The organism is Bacillus salitolerans (genome assembly GCF_042680805.1).
In the GTDB taxonomy this organism is placed as follows: Bacteria; Bacillota; Bacilli; order Bacillales; family SA4; genus Bacillus_CJ; species Bacillus_CJ salitolerans.
In genome coordinates this window covers 35,046-55,230 of the sequence record NZ_JBHUEM010000004.1, presented here as the reverse complement: position 1 = coordinate 55,230, position 20,185 = coordinate 35,046, and the positions used below count along the sequence as shown (strand labels likewise).

Here is a 20,185-nt window from a genome sequence, read left to right as displayed (position 1 = left end):
GCCTTTTTTATACTATTACTAAATTATTATGCAGTAGCCTTGCTATTATCTACAAGAAAATCGATTGCTTTACGAATTTTTAAATCATCTTTAAGTAGGTCTACATTCCCAAGCATGTTCTTGATGTTGTCAACAGTTGTTTGGTACATAGATGCCATAGTTTCTAACTCTTGTGTTACTTCCTCATCTGAAACCTCAAGGTTTTCAGCATTTGCAATAGCTTCAAGAGTTAAATTCATACGCACACGTTTTGCTGCATCTTCGGCCATTTGTGAGCGAAGAGCAGCTTCATCTTGTCCAGAGAACTGGAAGTAAAGATCAAGATTCATACCTTGCATTTGTAGACGTTGCTCAAATTCGCGAATCATACGATCTTGTTCAGTCTTAATCATGGCTTCTGGGATATTGACTTCAGCATTCTCAGCAGCCTTTTCAACTAGACTATCTTTTAACATATTCTCAGCTTCTTGCTTTTTTGATTCCTCAAGCTGGGCTTTAGTTTTAGCTTTTAGCTCATCTAATGTTTCTACTTCTTCGTTTACATCTTTAGCAAATTCATCATCTAAAGCAGGAAGTTCTTTTGATTTAATTTCATGTACCTTCACTTTGAATACAGCAGGCTTTCCAGCTAGATCTTCTGCATGGTACTCTTCTGGGAACGATACTTCAACATCTTTTTCCTCGCCAGTAGCAAGACCAATTAATTGATCCTCAAAGCCTGGGATAAAAGTACCAGAACCAATTTCAAGAGAGTAGTTTTCACCTTTTCCACCTTCAAAAGCTACGCCTTCCACGAAACCTTCAAAGTCGATTACTACAGTATCTCCTGAATCAATTGTACCCTCTTCTTTGATAACTAGTTCAGCATTACGCTCTTGTAATTTCTTCAATTCATTTTCAACATCTTCATCAGTTACAGTTGCATCTAATCTATCTACTTCTAGATTCTTATATTCACCAAGTTTTACTTCTGGCTTTACTGTAACCTTTGCAGTAAAGATGAGGCTTTGTCCTTTTTCAATTTGCTCAACATCAATTTCAGGACGGTCAACCGGCTCAACACCTGTTTCTTTCAAAGCATTTTCATAAGCATCCGGCAATACAATGTCTAATGCATCTTGATATAATGACTCTACTCCAAAACGCTTTTCAAACATACCACGAGGAACCTTACCTTTACGGAAACCAGGTACATTTACCTTAGCTACCACTTTTTTGAATGCTGCGTCTAAACCTTTATTAAAAGTATCAGCATCTACTTCAATTGTTAAAATTCCTTCGTTACCTTCTAACTTTTCCCATTTAACAGACATTTATACTTTCCCTCCACTATCTATTTACTTAAGCCTATCAGGAATGATATTTTCTTGTCCAATTTATTAACACAATCACACAAGTTTATACCCCCAATTATGTATGGCTAGCTGTATGGTTTGCAACCATTCTATTATAACATAGGATAAAGTGAAACTTCAATCAGTGGGAGTTTTTCTCTCCCCTCTAATTGTTAGTTGAATCTATCTGGCTTTAACGGGCAGTTACTCCCTCCTATGATTCCAGAAATCTACTTTCTTTGAAATAGGGATAATAATGCGGGTTAAAAACCTTTCAAGTAATGTTACTATTTACTAGTTAAAAAACTTCACTTACAAGGTAAATTCACAGACAAGCTTTGTCTATTTATACTGTATCTTTTGTTAAACAGTTACATGCCTATATATATGAGATTTCCTCTATTTCTCTTATACGACTACTTGAAAATAGTAAATCGTTTATAGTGATTCCATAGAGAACTGTTAATTCGTCTAGATCAACATCTATACCGTGTGTGTCATATCCTACTTTATGCAAGCCTGCTGACCATAAATTCGGTTGCTCTGGTTCTGGAATAAATGGGTACATTACTAGTAAATGACGGTGCCACATGTCCTTCACGAGCTCAAAGAGACTTGGGTTTTCATTCCCTAATGCTTGATCTAGTGATTGAAGAACACGTAAGGTAAAAGAATGGGAAGGAACTTCATGTAGCTCAGTTGTCTGAACATCCATGGTCAGTCCAAACTTTTCCACCTTTATATTCCTAACGATACCTTTTTCTACATACATTTCAAGAATCGCTGTTTTTAATAAAGGATGCTTTGTGTCATCAAGCAAAAATTCTTCTAATGTTTGATACGCATAGGAAATGTTTTGCTTTTCATTACGTAATGCTTGAATAATATTCCACTGATCAGCAATCGAAACATCATCTACTAATAAGCCAACATCGATTAATGCGTTTTCTTTATCGTCATAGCGAGTCATTTTTCTACTGAAGTCTAATAGCTTATAGAAATTTTCAACTGTTTGAGAGGGAATTTTCCCTTCTTGTAGTACTGCCTCAATGGTTGTTTCTACTTCATCATACTTACGTAACTGGATTAATATTGTTAAGTAAATTTGTAATACATCATAATAATCACCAATATCTTGCTTTAACATAAGCTGACATTTTTCTTTCGCTTCCTCTAGATGTCCAAGCTCAAATAAACAGACGACTATTCCAAGATAGACCTCATCTATTTGTTCCTCAAGAGGTAAGGCTTGCTGAAGCAAATCAAGAGCCTCATCAAATTGTTTATGTTTGATCGCATCCATTCCTTTTTCGAGTATACGTTGCTTTAAATTAGGAAAGGGGACTACGTTATGATCTTTTTCTCTATTTTCCATGATAACTCCCTTAACCAGTTGATTTTCAGATTCAGTTTACCAACATCATTATATAAACACAAGTATCGACTAAGTGAGGACAAAGTCAAAAGATAGACAAAAGGCGCCGTGCGCCCCCTTGAGCCTAAGGAAGAGCAAATGTTCCTAAATGAGAAAAAGGGTGCTTTTCCCTTTTTACTCATTTAGGGTTATTTGACCTCGTGTGGCTTGGTGCTGGAGCTGGATTCCAAGTCACGAGCCCATTCTCTTGCTGAAAACTTTTATACTTTCTAAATAATTTAAAAAACCCTTTTCGATTACGAAAAGGGTTTTAGCGCCACAGGGGCACATACAATATTGAGAAAAAAAACGAATATATAAAAATTTATGGATGAGGTTGTTGTAAAATATAACGCAAACTACTCAATCTCCACTACCAACAAGCAATCTACATATTTTCAGTAGATGTCATAAGCTTCTTTTTTTAAAAATCTCTTGGAAAGACTGACTTTTTACACATACACCTTATTAACTTCATCCTTCTTGAAAAGCTCTTTATTGGAAGGAATACATCTGCTTTTAGTTTGAGACGAAAGTAATCCATTTTTATCAAAATCCTCAATATCTAAATACATATCCATTTTTTATACTATTTTTTGTGATGAATATTCACTTATATTTTCAATCAATTTGTTATAGAGTTCTCTTTTTCTCACAACTAGTCCCATGACATTTTTACGTGATACTACAAGGAAGGTGCTGTCAATTTTAGTGATTATATTAATAGTATGATGACTTCCTTTTAAAAAAGGATCTACACTTAATGGTTCACCAATATCAATTTTGCTATTTTCTGCCAAAAGGTCACCCTCAAGCAGAATAAATAATTCGTTATCAAACTCACCTTTTGTAATGATAGGATCCCCTATCTTTGAATGTATAAGAACAGCACCCTCTAAAATAAGCAGAATTTCATCATATGAAAATGATTCAAATACTGAAATATTTTGAAATCCAACTAAATTGTTCACAATTTCATAAACTGAATCTGCTGATATTATTTTTGAACAATATTCAGGTAAAGTACTTAATAAATTTCTTTTAACAGAATGGTCATTCAAATTATTTTCTATTTTGCGCCCAATCCTCCATAGTGGAGATGAAATCTCTTTTAAATACTGTCTATCTCTAGGAAATAATAGTAATGGTGCAAGAAACCCTAGCTCCTTGTCTATATAATGATGACGATACCGAATAAAACCAAGTCTTTCATATAACCTGATTAAAGATGGTGCACACGTAATAAAATTCATTTGTACTTCGAGATCTAAAAGTGTCTGGTATCCTAATTTAACCAGTGAAAACATTACATTTGTACTTCTATATTCGGGGTGAATCAATAGCTTACTAACTAATCCTATTTTAGGATTGTTGTCAAATAATCCTGGTACAGCCATTCGTTCATGCCATACATTATCGAACTGATGAGCAAAACCTACATTTAACCGAATGCATCCAACAAGCTTTGTTCCATCTAATGCATAATAATTAATTCCCCACTCATCATATTGATCGAAAAGCTGTTCTGTACTAGAATGTATATTCTTTTTCATTTCTGTAGCATATACCATGTATCTTAAATGGTATATCTCTTGTAATTCGTTTGTAGAATCTGCTTTATGTAGAGTAATCATTCTTAATACTACTCCTCCAAAATATTATCTTTTAACTCCAGAAACAAAAAATACACTAACGACACCAAAATAATTCTCATTTTTCATAATCTTCTTTAATTCATTAAATTGGTCAACATCGTCTTTATTTGTTAGTAATTCTTTCTTAAAGCTTGTTGTTAAATCAAAAAAGGCGTCAAGACCAATTTGGTTTGAAGTAACAGGAAGGATGGTAACATTAATTTCTTCAAAACCAGCCTCAATCAAGAGATTTCTAAGTTTTTTTCCTATTAAACGATCTCCACCTCGCTTTTTTTGCTGTAAAATCACTTTTTCTTTAATTTCTATAAAGGAGTGTAAAGGTGGATGTAGATGAAGAAAATCCTCATCAATGTCAAGAATACATAGTCTACCGTTTTCCTTTAGGACATTAGATATTGACTTAAGTGCTTTAACTGGTTTTTCTAAATGCTGAAACAAAAACCTTGCATAAGCAAAATCAAATTTTTTAGATAAATTAATTTCGTAAACATCCTGTATAGAAAAAACAGTAGATTGATTATTAGAGTTTGCCAATTCTTTAGCTTTAGAAATTAATTCAGGATTATTATCAACTCCTAAAAGAGATGTCGGCTGACATCTATCTGCTAGTAAACTCGTCGTAAACCCTGGACCACAACCTACATCAAGAACATCAAGATGAGTTGACAAACCATGCTTCTCTAAAATTCCTAATTCAATATCTTGTACAGCACTTGCTTGGAGCTTAAGCCGGTCTAACTCTTCTTGTTTTTCTGCGTAAAAATACGATTTATTATTATTTTCCAATGATATTCTCCTTCATTTTCAGTAAGTGAATTTCACCATGTTATATATTGGATAGAATGCTAGTTGATGCTAGATTATATTAAATAAGCTCGCTCCAAATTAATTAGAACGAGCTTGAATGATGGTTTTTCTATACTTTATTATGTTGGTCTAACTACTGGTAATCTTGGATCTAAAACCTTAACAGTAGCTTCTTCTTCAGCAACTGGAGTTGCTGTTACAGCAGTTACAGCTAAAGCTCCAATTACTAACATTCCTATTAAAAACTTTTTCATAGTCTCACCCCCTTATAACGGTTATTCGGATTAAAAACTTCTAAATCCTTCAATATATGTAAAGTTCCTAGTGATTTCCAAATAATTCCCGATGTATAGGTGAAACATTCCTAGGAATTCCCTAATAATTCCCGATGTATCATCTCTAATTCAGCCTCGGTATAAAGGTTCAGAATAAACCACTTAATTCTGTAATTCTCCATCATAAGAGAAAAAAGAAAAGAACCCCTCTCAAATGAGAAGGGCTAATTATTATTAGTCTGCATCAACTATAGTACTAGTGTGAATTAGGGTTGGACTAGAAATAATCCTACCTTGAAGCATTAGCTCCCCAACCGTAAACTCTGCTCAAGAGCAACTAAAAAGTTCTATCCTACTACTAGGTCATCGATTAGGAAGAGAGATAAATTGCTTGTTAGATAGGTACGTTTAGTCGGATCTCTTAACCCTAATTGTCTGTAGCTTTTGTCCCTCAAGAGTAAACTGTCCCATCTGAGTTGATTTTATAAAATGAGTCAACATCAATTTTGCTATCTTGAATCGGCAAGAATTATGCAGGGTCACAGAGGCTTTATTACGATTCAAACTATCACTAAACATTTGAAGCGACTACTATATAATAATAAGTTGTATCATACATTACAGATAAATCCTGAGATGCTGTGCCTGTTAATCGTGTAACTACTTCTGAATATAGCCCACCAGAATACGTCATTCACAAGCGTCTTGTTATATATAGGAGGTTCCTATCAACCATGTTTCAGTTCGAGATGAGAAAAGCATTATTGAAAAGGTTGAGAAGATGGTGATATAACTTGTCTAATAAATAAATTTTAGATCTTTTCCTATCAAATTCTTTAATATTCCTACACAAAAGAAAAACACCCAAAAACGTTGATTTAACAACGTTTATGAGTGCTTTCACTTATCCAAAACATTAAATGACGTCCCAGGAGAGATTCGAACTCCCGACCGACGCCTTAGAAGGGCGTTGCTCTATCCAGCTGAGCTGCCTTATATATCGCTATTCGTTCACGTTCATGTATAACGGTCATTTGTCGAACTTAGACCGTTATCGCTTATCCCCATTATAAAAGAAGTATGTTTCATTATCAATTAGGATATGTAATTTAAAATGAACTAACAAACAAATGTCGATATTATAAAAGACCACCTCCCAATACATTCAAGTGGTCTCCTACACTACCCTTTATCCTTCCATAACTTCATATATTGCCTATAATCAACTAGAAATTCCTTTATTGAATCTTTAGCTTCCGATACATAACCTAAAATGGTTTCCACAGAACAAGAAGGATTACCATATCCATTTTTGGCTTCTTCATATTGGTCTACAAGTGCCACAATTGTTCCGAACAATAAGCTATCTATGTAATCATAAGAGATATAAGCTAAATCATTCATCATACTGATTGTTTCATCTTCATTTTTTATTTCCCAACTGTCATAGATTAAGCTAAGTAATATATTAGTTGGCTTATTCTTTTCAACCGTTCCATCAATTTCCCCTAACAAATCAACCATTCTTTTTTTGTCTTTTACTAATGATATATCATAAAAGACAGAAGGAATATCATTAACATCCCTTTCCTCAATGATATTGTCAATCCATTGGATAACTTCTTCCACGTTAAAGAACTTTATTAGTAGTCCTAGTCTATATACCTCTGCAATCGTCTTAACATCCATTTATGCACCTTCTAATTTATTTAAATGGTTTTAATGTCCTTCCTAAATTCTTTTCAAATTCATAAGATTTGTCCTTTGTAATAGCACCCATGTATTTAATTGATTTCTTTAAAACCTCTGAATCATCACCTATTCGTGCAAGTATAGTAACTACTAAGACATTGTCTATGTCATCATCTGTACTCTTCGCCATTCTTTCTAAGATATCAAATACCTTTGTATAAGGTCAATGTTCTCTTCCGCTTCTATATGAGCAATGAGGAAAGGGTTTAAAACATTTCCAAATAAATGGTGAAGTCCAGGCTGTTCTCCATTCCACCACTCTATTTCCTTTGAGCATAGTTTAATAATATGTTAATAAATGGTTTAGCCGAAATTGAATGGTTTACTAACACATTAGTCGGATTCATAGGTTTACCGTCTAATCCATTCAGCATTGGCACACCTGCTTCTAACAATTCTTGTTCTAATAAATCACTATACTCATTTCCTGTTTTCTTAATCATAATATCCTCTTAGTTAACCTGTTATTTTATTTGGTTTGCTTCAAATCTCTTTGCTATTACAAATGATTCTCCAAATTCAAATATTTTGTAGCTATATTTGCCTTGTAATGACATCAAGAGCATCTGAAATTAATATAGACCTACTTAATACATTCGTTTGCTTAATAGCCTTTGGTGCTTCTTTAGAGGTAGTAGAACTCCCTTCTAAAATCTTTCTCACATCTACATTTACTTCAAATATTCCTTTTCTTTTGGTCATACAAAAAACCTCCTATATCGAAAGTGTGTAAGTCGATATACGGTGTAATTACTTACATGACCGTTATACTGACCGTTTCACTAAACGATATAGAAGGTTGATTTGACGGGCATTGCACCCGATTTAGTTAGCGTCCCAGGAGAGATTCGAACTCCCGACCGACGCCTTAGAAGGGCGTTGCTCTATCCAGCTGAGCTACTGGGACAAATTACTATAAAACTTTTTGGAGCGGGTGATGAGAATCGAACTCACGACATCAGCTTGGAAGGCTGAGGTTTTACCATTAAACTACACCCGCATTTTCACTCTGATATTTAAGAAATCAATTATCAGCGACAGATATTATCTTAACAAGATTAAAATCAAAAGTCAACAACTTTTGATATTTTTTTGCAGAGGAGAACAGAATCCCCTCTACAGAGTATAAGTATAGCATAATTGTTCTATTTTTTCATGCTCATGATCGTAGAAAATTACCGACACATTTCGATTAATTAGCTCAAGTATGCAGTAGGTTCGTTCCTTTCTGCCTCTTGGTAATCGAAAACTGCCAGGGTTAATCATCAATATTCCGTCAATCAATTCTGATCCAGCAAGATGAGAGTGTCCAAAACATACAATATTAGCCCCTACCTCATCAGCACGATAGCTAATATTTGCAAGTGACATTTTCACATTATATAAATGCCCATGTGTTGCATAAAGCTTAAACTCTCCAGCTTCCTCTAAAAGATCCTCGGGAAAGTTCTCTAAATCACAGTTACCTTTTACAACTAGAAAATTCTCTAAAACCTCATGGACAGCAGGTAGTTCAGAGTCTCCACAATGAATCATTAGATCAACCTTACCCGTGTACGCCTCTGCAACTTGCCTTAGTTCGTTCTCTAATCCATGTGAATCACTAATTAGTAAAACTTTCATATTTAATATCCTAACCTTATGTTCTTCATTGTTTCTTCTAACTTCCTTAAGGCATTTGCACGATGACTAATTTCATTTTTTTCTTCTTTTGTTAGCTGAGCCATTGTTTTGTTTTTTTCCCTAACGAAAAAGATTGGATCATAGCCGAACCCGTTATCTCCAATCGGCTCTTCTGTAATAAATCCTTCACAAGTTCCTTCCACCGTAATGGTATCTCGACCAGGAACAGCTAAGGCAAGGGCACAATGAAAACGGGCAGTTCTATCTTCTTCCTTTACTCCATGAAGCTCCTTAAGCACTTTGTTTAAGTTATCTTCATCATTTTTATGGTCACCAGCATATCTAGCTGAAAAAATTCCTGGCTTTCCCCCTAAAGCATCTATTGAAAGGCCAGAATCATCTGCTATAACCATTGTTTGGAGGATGTCAGATATTCCTTCCGCTTTCAGAATTGCATTTTGAACAAATGTTGTTCCTGTCTCATCAATATCTGGACTACTCGGAATTTCTAATAATGAAATTACTTCATAACCCTTCCTCTGAAACAACTGTTTGAAATCCTGTACCTTGCCACGGTTTTTTGTTGCCACAATTACTTTTTTCAAAAAAGTTCATCCTTTACTTGTTATTCAGGATTATAGATGCAATTTGTTCACCAAGGGTTTCCTGTTGGAGGGTGATTAACTCTTGTATGCCTTTCTCTCCAAGATCGAGCAGTTCATTCAATTGTTTTCTTGAGAATGTCGCTTCTTCACCAGTACCTTGCAATTCAACAAATTCTCCTTTTCCAGTCATGATAATATTCATATCTACGTTAGCCTTCGAATCCTCTATATAGTTCAAATCTAAAATAGGTCCAAGTTCTTCGTCAATACCAACCGAGGTTGCAGCTAAGAAATCATAAACTGGTAAGCTTGTCAGAACCTTCTTCTCCCATAATTTCGATAATGCTAGTACTAACGCAACGTAAGCACCTGTAATAGAAGCCGTTCGAGTACCTCCATCCGCTTGAATAACATCACAATCAATCCAAATCGTACGTTCACCTAGCTTCTCTAAATCTACGATAGACCTTAAAGCTCGTCCAATGAGACGTTGAATTTCCATTGTACGTCCAGTAACTTTTCCTTTACTAGATTCCCTTATATTTCTTGTTTCAGTTGCTCTTGGTAACATTGAATATTCAGCCGTAATCCATCCTTTCCCCCCATTCCTCATAAAAGGAGGTACCTTGTCTTCAATACTAGCAGTACAAATAACCTTTGTTTCTCCTACTGTGATTAATACAGATCCTTCTGGGTGTTTTATGTAGTCCTTTTCTATATGTACTTCTCTTAATTGGTGTCGTTCTCTTCCATCAACTCTCACGTAAAACCCTCCTTAACATGGATTCGCTTCCATAGTATAGCCATCATCTGACAAATAAACGTACAAAAATCGAATAAAAAGAGGTAGCAATTTGCCTACCTCTTTTATAAGTATATGTTATTTTTTCCTTAATAGCCAACAGTTAGCAAATCTTAAAACTCTCCTGTGTTAACACTAGAAGGTCTTGAAACTGGTTCAAGTAAAGATTCGCCTGAATCCGTTAAGAGCTCACTATTTCCATTAACTTGGATTGCCACACTCTCAACACCAGGCTGGTCGGTTAACGAAAATACAATAGAATTGAGAACATGCTTAGAGATAGCTGTTCCTTCAAGATTTCCAAGGATTGATTCGTTAAAGTTTAATGTAACAACACCATCTTCATAGGTAGGTTCAGAAATTAACTTTGCCTCTGGATTAAACTCGGATAGCAAACCAGAAATTAATCCTGGACCTTCAATCAGCTCGTTAACTGCCGTTACAATCTTATCTTGCCCCATCTCTTCAACTCTTCTCGTAACCGGCACATAATAGACATTATCTCCTTGTTGCGAAAGGAAATAGAGGGTTACCAATTCACTATCTAACATATCAACAACCCCAGAGTTATCAAGGTTAATTCCATCCTCACGACTTAAACCTTCATTATTGATTGGAGTATTATTCACAGGCATAACGGTTTGATCATGACCATTAATTCTGATTTTAACATTTTTCACTGAATCAAATTGTGTGAGTGTCCACGTAATGGCTTGTAGGATTCTCATTTCATCTTCAGCTTTATAGTTTGTGAATTCCTGTGAAAAATCAGCGACAATTGTACCATCTTCCAATAAATTTGTTTGAACCTGTGTATCTGCTGGAAGCACCGCTCTAAATCCGTCAGGTAACATGTTACTGATCGGCCCGCCATCTACTAAGTATTCAAGTACCTGCTTTGCTGCACCCTCTGATTTAGGTAAATCGAAGGTTTGAGGAACAACATATCCATCGGAGTCAATTAAGTAAATTTCTCTTGTAACCGTTTCTGTCGTCGCCTCATCATTATTCTGAACATTTGAATTTTCTTCAGTTACCGTTGTCCCATCTTCTACATACGTTACATCTTGAGGAGGATCGATTTCTTGCATCGCTTGATCTCCCCCGAATAATCCACAACCAGAAAGCAGCACAGAAGATGCAATCATGGTTGAAGTTACTATTTTTGCTTTTGGTAATTTAGACATTCCAATTCCCTCCCAAGGTAGTTTGTACTACTATATATACGAGCTTTTTTAATATTTAGACCGCTTGTCACATATTTTTTAAAAAAACTTAAGGGATTAGAATGCAGTATAAGAACAAAAGGCTCAGTGCACCCCGTTTAGCCTAAGGCACAGCAAATAACCTGTCATGAAAAAAGGGTGGTTTTCCCTATTATTCATGACAGGTTATTTGACCAAGGAAAAAGTGATTTTTTCTTATTCCCTCGAGTAGGATGAAATGGCAAAGATCGTCGCCATTTCATCTTGGCTGAGCGCTGGAGCCGGCTGGATTTAGCGGTAACATTGTATAAACTAAACACCAGAAACCTTTACTTTCCTAACTAAAAAATATCCATCACGTTAATTGTATTACTTGTATTTTGTCTATATTTTGTTGAAACAGCTTACTAGCTACTTTTTGAAAAGCCTCTTTCGGACCTGTTGTTAAAAATTGATGAGTCTTTTTAGCAGATCTATTAAGGAGCTGGTTATGATAGAGAATCGTACTTACTTCCCTTGCTGTTTCATCCCCAGAACTGATTAACGTTACTTTCGAGCCTAATACTCTCTTTATTAGGGGAGATAATAATGGATAATGAGTACATCCAAGTATAAGCGTATCCATACTACTTTCTAAAAGTGGCCGTAGCTCTTCCAATACTACGTCCAGAGCTTCTTCGGATTCAAAATCTCCCGATTCCACAATTGGCACAAGGTTTGGACAGGCAAGACTCTCAACAGCTATTTCATCACTAATAGAGTTCAGTGCGATTTCATATGCACGACTCTTAATAGTTCCAGCCGTCCCGATAACTCCAATCCTCTTATTTCTTGTTACTTTTACTGCAGACCTTGCACCTGGATGTACAACCCCTACTACTGGAATGGATAAACTATTCTGAACCTCTTCAAGAACAGCAGCAGTTGCCGTATTACAAGCAATTACTAGCATTTTGATTTCATATTTCTCTAAATAATTCGTCATTTCCCATGTGAATTTCTTTACCTCATCTTGAGGTCTAGGACCGTATGGGCATCTCGAGGTATCACCTAAGTAAATGATTTGCTCTTTTGGCAATTGTCGCATTATTTCCTTTGCAACAGTTAATCCACCTACACCTGAATCAATGACACCTATTGGTCTATTCAAATAATCGCCTCATTCTGTTTTCATTTCTTGATGTAGCTTGCTTAACAGCTTTTCTAAAGAAGAAACCTCCTCGGTAGAAAACGTACTTAATACTTGAGCTAAATAATTTTGACGTTTTTGAATTACCTCCTCAATGATACGTGCCCCCTCGTCTAAAAGGTGAATTCTGACGACTCTTCGATCATTTTCATCCTTCACACGTACAACTAGCTCGCTTTTTTCCATTCGATCAATTAAGTCGGTAGTCGTGCTACACGCTAAAAACATTTTATTAGACAGTTCGCCTATTGTCATATCCCCATTCTCTAATAGCCACTGCAAAGCGACGAATTGGGGCGGGGTAATCGTATATTGATTTAATATCTCTCTACCTTTTTGTTTAATAATACCAGCAATATATCTTAACGATTTCTCGGATTCAGCTACGACCATATCAATATCTATTTGTTGATTGTATTGGGTCACAACACACTCCCCCTGTCAATTTAGAATAAGTAAGTAGTAAGTGTATATTAGTTTTATTTTCTATCTTTTTTGGCGAAATTTCAAGAAAAAGCTATAAAAGCATCATTTTTTCCATTGAACGTAACAGTATGTAGAAAGCCGGCTTTTTCTTATTAGAAAAAACCGGCAACATACTAAAGCTCTAGTTCCCCCATACGAAGGAGCTCTACAACCGCTTGTGAACGCCCCTTTACTCCAAGCTTTTGCATAGCATTGGAAATATGATTTCGAACCGTCTTCTCACTTATAAACAACTCTCCTGCAATTTCCTTCGTTGTTTTATCTTGAACTAACAGCTCGAATACTTCTCTTTCTCGTTTTGTGAGCAATGGCTTTGGTTGAAAGTCTTTCTCCTTCAATTGTTGTACCCTCCTTGCTAAGGTGCGAGCTGTTTAATCGGATGGGTATATATTTAGTCAACATATACTATGTGACTTTGATGGTTGCTGTTACATATTCTGATTCGTCCACTACTAATATTTTTGGAGGATTTCTTCATCTGACTTTTGTAGCATGTGTTGTTTGAATTGCGCTACCCATTTCTCATTCCACTCACATGCCTTACCAGTCTTTTTATTAATTTGCACAATTGTACCCCTACCAGTAAATGCAACAATTCCATTTTCTTTTTTACACATATAATGTAAGTCTAGAGAGGATCTTCCTATTTTTTGAATCTTTACAAATACAAGTAATGTTTCATCAAAAAATGTTTGCGCAAGATAATCACATTGTAAATCGGCAACAACTGGGATCAGCTCGCTATTTCCATTCATCCATTCTTGCATAAGCCCTATTGATTTAAAAAATTCGATTCTCGCTTCTTCAAAATATGTAAAAATGGTTGTATTGTTTACATGTCCGAACATATCTGTTTCACAAAACCTTACTTTTATAGGATATGAATAAGAAAATCCTGTTTCCCATTTATGAATATCTTCTATGTAAGACGCTTTTTTCACATTAACTCCTCCTATTTTGGAATTCTTTGCTGATGAAATAGATGACCTGTACCATAAATATAGGTAAAAAACCCCTTCATGATCAGCATGAAGAGGTTTTAAAATTTTTTTGATGATATAAATTAAACTTCGTCACTACCAAAGAAGTTTCTGAACATTTGAACCGTAGTATCTCGGTTTAATGCTGCGATTGAAGTTGTTAATGGAATTCCTTTTGGACAAGATTGTACGCAGTTTTGTGAGTTACCACAATTCGCAAGTCCACCGTCACCCATAATTGCTTCTAAACGATCAGATTTATTCATAGCTCCTGTTGGATGTGCATTAAATAGACGAACTTGTGAAAGCGGAGCAGGTCCAATAAAATCAGAATTACTGTTAACATTTGGACACGCTTCTAAGCATACACCACATGTCATACATTTAGATAATTCATAGGCCCATTGACGCTTCTTTTCAGGCATACGTGGTCCAGGACCTAAATCATATGTTCCATCAATAGGAATCCATGCTTTCACTTTCTTAAGTGAGTCAAACATACGGCTTCTATCAACTTGTAGGTCACGAACAACTGGGAACGTCTTCATTGGCTCTAGGCGAATAGGTTGCTCTAACTGATCTACAAGAGCAGTACAGGACTGTCTTGGCTTTCCATTAATAACCATCGAACATGCACCGCACACCTCTTCAAGACAGTTCATGTCCCAAGCAATTGGTGATGTTTCATTACCATTTACATCAACAGGGTTACGACGAATCTCCATAAGAGCTGAGATTACGTTCATGTTTGGACGATAATCTAGTTCAAACTCTTGTTTGTAAGGGGCGGATTCAGGACTATCCTGACGGCTAATAATGAAACGGATTTTTTTCTTTTCGCTCATTGTTATTTATCCCCCTCTTTTTTCTTTGAGTAGTCACGCTTACGTGGCGCAATTAAAGACGTATCAACATCCTCATAGTGGAACTTAGGGGCATCGTCTGTAAATTTAGCCATTGTAGTCTTTAAGAATTCCTCATCATTACGCTCAGGGAATTCCGGTTTATAGTGAGCCCCACGGCTTTCATTACGGTTTAATGCACCGATTGTGATAACACGTGCTAAATGTAACATATTTTCAAGCTGACGAGTAAATGAAGCACCTTGGTTACTCCATTTTGCAGTATCATTAATATTAATGTTTTTAAATCTTTCTTGAAGCTCTTGAATCTTCTCATCTGTCTTTTGAAGCTTGTCGTTTGTACGTACAACGGTTACATTGTCAGTCATCCACTCACCAAGCTCTTTATGAAGGACATAAGCATTTTCTTTTCCATCCATAGACATAATGTTTTGGATTCTTTCTTCTTCTTGCTTTACGTAACGATCAAATACAGAAGAATCAATATCATCTGCAGTCTTCTTAAGACCCTTCATGTATTCAACTGCTTTAGGTCCTGCAACCATCCCACCATATATAGCAGAAAGTAACGAGTTCGCTCCTAAACGGTTTGCACCGTGCATAGAATAATCGCACTCACCAGCAGCAAATAAACCAGGAATGTTTGTCATTTGATCATAATCTACCCATAGTCCACCCATCGAATAGTGAACAGCAGGGAATATTTTCATAGGTACTTTACGTGGATCATCACCCATGAACTTTTCATAAATCTCAATAATTCCACCAAGCTTAATATCAAGTTCCTTTGGATCTTTATGTGAAAGATCTAAGTACACCATGTTTTCACCATTAATACCAAGCTTCTGCTCTACACATACATCGAAGATCTCACGAGTTGCAATATCACGTGGTACTAAGTTTCCATATGCTGGGTACTTTTCTTCTAAGAAGTACCATGGCTTACCATCTTTGTAAGTCCATACACGTCCACCTTCACCACGAGCAGACTCACTCATTAAACGAAGTTTATCATCACCAGGAATTGCTGTTGGGTGAATTTGAATAAATTCTCCATTTGCATAATATGCACCTTGTCTATAAACAATTGCTGCAGCAGATCCGGTATTAATTACTGAGTTAGTACTCTTTCCAAAGATTATTCCTGGGCCACCGGTCGCCATAATAACAGCATCACCAGGGAATGATTTAATTTCCATAGATGTAAGGTTTTGAGCAACAACCCCACGACAGGTTCCCTCATCATCCAGAACAGAACCTAAAAATTCCCAGCCTTCATACTTCTGAACTAAACCTGCCACTTCATAACGACGTACTTGTTCATCAAGTGCATATAGTAACTGTTGTCCTGTTGTTGCACCAGCAAATGCAGTACGGTGATGCTGTGTACCACCAAAACGACGGAAGTCAAGAAGTCCCTCTGGTGTACGGTTAAACATAACACCCATACGGTCCATTAAATGGATAATTCCAGGTGCTGCCTCTGTCATTGCTTTTACAGGTGGTTGGTTCGCTAAGAAATCTCCACCATATACCGTATCATCAAAGTGTTCCCATGGGGAATCGCCTTCACCTTTTGTGTTTACCGCACCGTTTATTCCACCTTGTGCACAAACTGAGTGTGAACGTTTTACAGGAACAAGTGAAAATAAATCTACTGAAACGCCAGCTTCTGCAGCTTTAATAGTTGCCATAAGACCAGCAAGTCCACCACCGACAACTATAATTTTGCCTTTACTCATTTTCAAATTCACTTCCTTCTATAGGGTCTTTTTAGAATGTTCATCTAAAAAGATATTTTTGTAATATATTGATCTGTCCATTAATAATGGTCTATTAGATATTTGCTAATGTAGGATCAATGAATGCAAATATCGCACGAAGTCCTACAAATGATAGAGCCACGAAAATTCCAAGAGTGACATATGTTAAAATCACTTGAGAACGAGGTGTAACCGTAATACCCCAGCTTACAAAGAATGACCAAAGTCCATTTGCAAAGTGGAAAATAGTTGAAATAACCCCTACAATATAGAAAACTAGCATAAGTGGATTGCTTAAAATAGCTTCCATCATGTCATAATTTACTTCTGCTCCAAAAGCAGCTGCAATTCTTGTTTCCCATACATGCCATGAGATAAAAATTAATGTAACTACACCAGAAATACGTTGTAATAAGAACATCCAGTTTCGGAAAAATCCATAATTGCTAACGTTATTTTTTGCAGTAAATGCAATATAAAGTCCATAAATTGCATGATAAAGAATTGGTATAAAGATGATAAGAGCCTCTAGTACATATCTAAATGGTAAGCTCTCCATAAAGTGCGCAGCTTTGTTGAACGCTTCTGCGCCTTGAGTTGCAAAGTGATTGACTACTAAGTGCTGAATTAAGAAAATACCAACTGGAATCACACCAAGTAGTGAATGCAATCTGCGATTAATAAATTCACGATTTCCTGCCATGTTTTACCCCCCTTGATTGTTGAAACAAAATTACTTCTCTAAAATAATAAAATAGCAGCATAAATCATTCTTTTCGATAGAATGCGACATGTTCATTTTACTCCCAACCACATAGTGCGTCAAGAAAACGTATACAATAATTTAGGTGTTGTTTAAACAAAATAATTTCATGATAGGACAATCTTGTACTAAATTTTATCACCCAAACAATTGAACTTATAGTTGAAATAATTGATTAATGCTCCATATTATGTAATATATATAGTGCTATACTAAATACAATTTTAAAACGTTTGAGTATCTATAAGGAGGAGTTACAATGAACCAACCTTCCATTCATGAACAATTATCTCACTTTGAGAACCTACATACATCCGGTATGTCATACGAACTGTTAAGAGGGATTCTGTTACCAGAAATATTAGGAAAGGAACTTCCAGCCATATTATATTGGAGTGGGAAAAACCTTGCTAGAAAATACCCTCTTTCGAAGGGCGAAGAAATTATTCAATTTTTCGAGCAAATGGGATGGGGCACGCTTTCCGTTGTTTCAGAAAAAAAGAATCACTTAGAATTTGAATTAACAAGTGAGTTTATTGCTGCAAGAAATAAATCTCGAAAGCCTGCTAGCTATCAACTTGAAAGTGGATTTCTCGCCCAACAATATGAACAAATGAAGAACGTAATTGCTGAGGCATATGAAGATCAAAAGAAACGATCCAACAAAGTATTTATTACTGTAAAATGGGATCATAAGGATTCCATTGAATAATTCAGAACAAAAGGCTCAGGGCGCCCCGTTTAGCCTAAGAAGGTGCAAATGTTCTGTCATGAAAAAAAGGGTGGTTTTCCCTTTTATTCATGACAGGTTATTTGACCAAGGAAAAAGTGATTTTTCTTTCTCCTCGAGTAGGATGAAATGGCAAAGATCGTCGCGATTTCATCTTGGCTGGGTGCTGGAGCTAGATTCCAAGACACTTTCCCATTCTCTTCCTTAAAAACTTTTATATTATCTTAATTATTCAAAAAAAGGTCTGTTAACATCAGACCTTTACCTCTTTATACAGTTTGCTCTACTTCGCTCCCTAATTCAAATGCAGTATGCAAAGCATCCACTGCTTTAACCATCTTAGCTTCTTCAACTACTGTCGAAACTTTTATTTCTGATGTACTAACCATCTTTACTTGAATATCATTACTTGCTAATACATCAAACATTTCAGCTGCCACACCTGGATTTGAAATCATTCCTGATCCAACGATTGACACCTTTGCTAAACCACTTTCATGCTCAATGGACTGGAAGTTAAGAACAGACTGGTTTAGGTCAAGAGCCATAAGTGTTTCTTCTAAGTCTGATGATTTAATTGAAAAAGAAATGTTTGTAACATCTTGATTAGTCATACTTTGAATAATGATATCTACATTGATTCCATTTTTGGCTAAAGTTGTAAAGATCGTTGATAGTGTATTTAATCCGTTTGGAAGACCTACAACGGTCACTCTTGTTACTTCTTTTTCAAATGCAATACCTCTTACGACTAAATTATTCTCCACCGATACTTCCTCCTCAATTCTTGTCCCTGCTTCAAATTCCATACTTGAGCGTACCTCTAGTGCTACAGAATAGTTTTTGGCGAATTCAACTGCTCTTGGATGTAACACACCTGCTCCTAAGTTAGCTAGCTCTAACATCTCATCATATGAAACAGAATGCAGTTTTCTAGCCTCTTTTACATAACGTGGATCAGTTGTATATACACCTGTTACATCGGTAAAAATATCACACTTCTCCGCTTTTAAGGCTGCAGCAAGAGCTACTGCTGTTGTATCTGATCCACCTCTACCTAAAGTAGTAATTTCTCTATCTTCCGTAATCCCCTGAAACCCTGCAACAATGACAATTTTCCCCTCATTTAGCAGTCTTGAGATATTCTCTGTCTCAATAGCCTTTATTCTGGCATTTCCATGAATAGGCTCCGTTTCAATTCCAGCTTGCCAGCCTGTAAGTGAGACGGCATCAAATCCCTTGGACTGCAGAGCAATAGAAAGTAATGAAATTGTCACTTGCTCTCCAGTTGTTAATAGCATATCCATTTCTCGCTTACTTGGATTTTTCGACAGTTGATTAGCAAGGTTTACAAGTTCATCCGTTGATTTTCCCATTGCAGAAACTACGACTACAACTTGATTTCCATTAGAAATCGTCTCTATCACTCGGTTTGCTACATTTTGAATTCTTTCAATAGAACCAACTGAGGTTCCGCCAAATTTTTGTACAATAATAGCCACAGTATTCCACCCTTTACCTTTTACTTCTATTACTTATTTTCCCTACTACTTGCTTTTATTATTTAGAAATACAATGGTTGCGCTCATACACTCTAACGAAGCGTTTATCCTATTCCCATAGTTTTTAGAATAAAAAATCTAAAAAACAAATAAAAAAAGCAATGAGAGAGCTCTCATTGCTAGAACGTGTAATCGAATAACGCCGCCCAGTGTGAGATAGCTCTCCAAACAGATTACCTGTTTGACAGTCCTACATTTATTCAATGCAAAACCAGCAAATGAAATGATGAGATTTCGTTCGCTTCGGCGACAGCTCCCCTTTTTGTAACCATCATTAGAGCTCATTCCTCTTTAGATTACATACTTTTGAAGTTCGCACCTCTACCTTCACTTCAGTATTTATGAAGTGTATATGAAATTATAGTCCATTCTATCAA

21 protein-coding genes, 3 tRNA genes, 1 pseudogene and 1 riboswitch are annotated in these 20,185 nt (G+C 36.0%); of the genes and pseudogenes, 1 reads left to right on the top strand and 24 read right to left on the bottom strand.

What is annotated here, in order from left to right:
* Window positions 1-26: 26 nt before the first annotated feature.
* From tig to ACFSCX_RS05300, 23 genes and pseudogenes are all read right to left on the bottom strand, one after another.
* Window positions 27-1,313 (bottom strand): trigger factor, encoded by a 1,287-nt coding sequence (gene tig / locus ACFSCX_RS05410; RefSeq protein ID WP_377927132.1) that lies wholly within the window; start codon window positions 1,311-1,313, stop codon window positions 27-29.
* 400 nt (window positions 1,314-1,713) lie between these two features.
* Window positions 1,714-2,709, bottom strand: coding sequence for a tetratricopeptide repeat protein (locus ACFSCX_RS05405; RefSeq protein ID WP_377927131.1), 996 nt, complete (start codon window positions 2,707-2,709; stop codon window positions 1,714-1,716).
* Window positions 2,710-3,332: 623 nt separating this feature from the next.
* Window positions 3,333-4,382 (bottom strand): GNAT family N-acetyltransferase, encoded by a 1,050-nt coding sequence (locus tag ACFSCX_RS05400; RefSeq protein ID WP_377927130.1) that lies wholly within the window; start codon window positions 4,380-4,382, stop codon window positions 3,333-3,335.
* Between the two features lie 24 nt (window positions 4,383-4,406).
* Window positions 4,407-5,189: a class I SAM-dependent methyltransferase gene (locus ACFSCX_RS05395; protein WP_377927129.1), complete on the bottom strand. Its 783-nt coding sequence runs from the start codon at window positions 5,187-5,189 to the stop codon at window positions 4,407-4,409.
* Between the two features lie 140 nt (window positions 5,190-5,329).
* Window positions 5,330-5,464 carry a hypothetical protein gene (locus ACFSCX_RS05390; protein WP_377927128.1) on the bottom strand — a complete coding sequence of 45 codons (135 nt, stop codon included), beginning with the start codon at window positions 5,462-5,464 and terminating at the stop codon, window positions 5,330-5,332.
* Window positions 5,465-6,412: 948 nt separating this feature from the next.
* Window positions 6,413-6,475: transfer RNA gene (locus tag ACFSCX_RS05385), tRNA-Arg, on the bottom strand.
* 192 nt (window positions 6,476-6,667) lie between these two features.
* Complete coding sequence (locus tag ACFSCX_RS05380; RefSeq protein ID WP_377927127.1) at window positions 6,668-7,174, bottom strand: hypothetical protein; 507 nt, start codon at window positions 7,172-7,174, stop codon at window positions 6,668-6,670.
* 16 nt (window positions 7,175-7,190) lie between these two features.
* Window positions 7,191-7,382 (bottom strand): annotated as a pseudogene (locus ACFSCX_RS05375) (DUF7674 family protein); the annotation flags it as partial.
* A 115-nt stretch (window positions 7,383-7,497) separates the two neighbouring features.
* Window positions 7,498-7,680 (bottom strand): hypothetical protein, encoded by a 183-nt coding sequence (locus ACFSCX_RS05370; RefSeq protein WP_377927125.1) that lies wholly within the window; start codon window positions 7,678-7,680, stop codon window positions 7,498-7,500.
* A gap of 91 nt (window positions 7,681-7,771) precedes the next feature.
* Window positions 7,772-7,939 (bottom strand): hypothetical protein, encoded by a 168-nt coding sequence (locus ACFSCX_RS05365; protein WP_377927124.1) that lies wholly within the window; start codon window positions 7,937-7,939, stop codon window positions 7,772-7,774.
* 131 nt (window positions 7,940-8,070) lie between these two features.
* Window positions 8,071-8,144, bottom strand: a tRNA-Arg gene (locus ACFSCX_RS05360).
* Between the two features lie 19 nt (window positions 8,145-8,163).
* Window positions 8,164-8,237: transfer RNA gene (locus ACFSCX_RS05355), tRNA-Gly, on the bottom strand.
* Between the two features lie 116 nt (window positions 8,238-8,353).
* Window positions 8,354-8,860 (bottom strand): metallophosphoesterase family protein, encoded by a 507-nt coding sequence (locus ACFSCX_RS05350; protein ID WP_377927123.1) that lies wholly within the window; start codon window positions 8,858-8,860, stop codon window positions 8,354-8,356.
* A gap of 2 nt (window positions 8,861-8,862) precedes the next feature.
* Window positions 8,863-9,465 (bottom strand): XTP/dITP diphosphatase, encoded by a 603-nt coding sequence (locus ACFSCX_RS05345; protein ID WP_377927122.1) that lies wholly within the window; start codon window positions 9,463-9,465, stop codon window positions 8,863-8,865.
* Window positions 9,466-9,478: 13 nt separating this feature from the next.
* A complete protein-coding gene (gene rph, locus ACFSCX_RS05340; RefSeq protein ID WP_377927121.1) occupies window positions 9,479-10,228 on the bottom strand; it encodes a ribonuclease PH in 750 nt (249 codons plus the stop codon).
* Between the two features lie 152 nt (window positions 10,229-10,380).
* On the bottom strand, window positions 10,381-11,454 hold the full coding sequence (locus ACFSCX_RS05335; protein ID WP_377927120.1) for a GerMN domain-containing protein: 1,074 nt from the start codon (window positions 11,452-11,454) through the stop codon (window positions 10,381-10,383).
* A gap of 373 nt (window positions 11,455-11,827) precedes the next feature.
* Window positions 11,828-12,622 (bottom strand): glutamate racemase, encoded by a 795-nt coding sequence (racE, locus tag ACFSCX_RS05330; protein WP_377927119.1) that lies wholly within the window; start codon window positions 12,620-12,622, stop codon window positions 11,828-11,830.
* A gap of 9 nt (window positions 12,623-12,631) precedes the next feature.
* Window positions 12,632-13,054, bottom strand: a complete 423-nt coding sequence (locus ACFSCX_RS05325; RefSeq protein ID WP_377927216.1) for a MarR family winged helix-turn-helix transcriptional regulator — start codon at window positions 13,052-13,054, stop codon at window positions 12,632-12,634.
* A gap of 206 nt (window positions 13,055-13,260) precedes the next feature.
* On the bottom strand, window positions 13,261-13,485 hold the full coding sequence (gerE, locus tag ACFSCX_RS05320; protein ID WP_149218241.1) for a spore germination transcription factor GerE: 225 nt from the start codon (window positions 13,483-13,485) through the stop codon (window positions 13,261-13,263).
* A gap of 114 nt (window positions 13,486-13,599) precedes the next feature.
* Complete coding sequence (locus ACFSCX_RS05315; RefSeq protein ID WP_377927118.1) at window positions 13,600-14,088, bottom strand: acyl-CoA thioesterase; 489 nt, start codon at window positions 14,086-14,088, stop codon at window positions 13,600-13,602.
* Window positions 14,089-14,210: 122 nt separating this feature from the next.
* Window positions 14,211-14,972, bottom strand: coding sequence for a succinate dehydrogenase iron-sulfur subunit (sdhB, locus tag ACFSCX_RS05310; RefSeq protein ID WP_377927117.1), 762 nt, complete (start codon window positions 14,970-14,972; stop codon window positions 14,211-14,213).
* Between the two features lie 2 nt (window positions 14,973-14,974).
* Window positions 14,975-16,732, bottom strand: a complete 1,758-nt coding sequence (gene sdhA / locus ACFSCX_RS05305) for a succinate dehydrogenase flavoprotein subunit (protein WP_377927215.1) — start codon at window positions 16,730-16,732, stop codon at window positions 14,975-14,977.
* 94 nt (window positions 16,733-16,826) lie between these two features.
* The gene (locus ACFSCX_RS05300) at window positions 16,827-17,456 is read right to left on the bottom strand and encodes a succinate dehydrogenase cytochrome b558 subunit (RefSeq protein ID WP_377927116.1); all 630 of its coding nucleotides are present in this window, start codon (window positions 17,454-17,456) and stop codon (window positions 16,827-16,829) included.
* 319 nt (window positions 17,457-17,775) lie between these two features.
* Between ACFSCX_RS05300 and ACFSCX_RS05295 the strand changes: the two genes are divergently transcribed.
* Window positions 17,776-18,228: a YslB family protein gene (locus ACFSCX_RS05295; RefSeq protein WP_377927115.1), complete on the top strand. Its 453-nt coding sequence runs from the start codon at window positions 17,776-17,778 to the stop codon at window positions 18,226-18,228.
* A 287-nt stretch (window positions 18,229-18,515) separates the two neighbouring features.
* Here the strand turns inward: ACFSCX_RS05295 and ACFSCX_RS05290 are convergent, their stop codons facing one another.
* Entirely contained in the window at window positions 18,516-19,748 is a 1,233-nt protein-coding gene (locus ACFSCX_RS05290; protein WP_377927114.1) for an aspartate kinase, read from the bottom strand.
* Between the two features lie 209 nt (window positions 19,749-19,957).
* A riboswitch (Lysine riboswitch) is annotated at window positions 19,958-20,140 on the bottom strand.
* Window positions 20,141-20,185: the final 45 nt, after the last annotated feature.

Coding starts and splice junctions, on each gene's coding strand:
- ACFSCX_RS05370 (WP_377927125.1), bottom strand. CDS start 7,680: ATGATTAAGAAAACAGGAAATGAGTATAGTGATTTATTAGAACAAGAA.
- ACFSCX_RS05400 (WP_377927130.1), bottom strand. CDS start 4,382: ATGATTACTCTACATAAAGCAGATTCTACAAACGAATTACAAGAGATA.
- ACFSCX_RS05405 (WP_377927131.1), bottom strand. CDS start 2,709: ATGGAAAATAGAGAAAAAGATCATAACGTAGTCCCCTTTCCTAATTTA.
- sdhA (WP_377927215.1), bottom strand. CDS start 16,732: ATGAGTAAAGGCAAAATTATAGTTGTCGGTGGTGGACTTGCTGGTCTT.
- ACFSCX_RS05300 (WP_377927116.1), bottom strand. CDS start 17,456: ATGGCAGGAAATCGTGAATTTATTAATCGCAGATTGCATTCACTACTT.
- ACFSCX_RS05365 (WP_377927124.1), bottom strand. CDS start 7,939: ATGACCAAAAGAAAAGGAATATTTGAAGTAAATGTAGATGTGAGAAAG.
- ACFSCX_RS05390 (WP_377927128.1), bottom strand. CDS start 5,464: ATGAAAAAGTTTTTAATAGGAATGTTAGTAATTGGAGCTTTAGCTGTA.
- ACFSCX_RS05380 (WP_377927127.1), bottom strand. CDS start 7,174: ATGGATGTTAAGACGATTGCAGAGGTATATAGACTAGGACTACTAATA.
- sdhB (WP_377927117.1), bottom strand. CDS start 14,972: ATGAGCGAAAAGAAAAAAATCCGTTTCATTATTAGCCGTCAGGATAGT.
- ACFSCX_RS05295 (WP_377927115.1), top strand. CDS start 17,776: ATGAACCAACCTTCCATTCATGAACAATTATCTCACTTTGAGAACCTA.
- ACFSCX_RS05335 (WP_377927120.1), bottom strand. CDS start 11,454: ATGTCTAAATTACCAAAAGCAAAAATAGTAACTTCAACCATGATTGCA.
- ACFSCX_RS05350 (WP_377927123.1), bottom strand. CDS start 8,860: ATGAAAGTTTTACTAATTAGTGATTCACATGGATTAGAGAACGAACTA.
- tig (WP_377927132.1), bottom strand. CDS start 1,313: ATGTCTGTTAAATGGGAAAAGTTAGAAGGTAACGAAGGAATTTTAACA.
- ACFSCX_RS05325 (WP_377927216.1), bottom strand. CDS start 13,054: ATGGTCGTAGCTGAATCCGAGAAATCGTTAAGATATATTGCTGGTATT.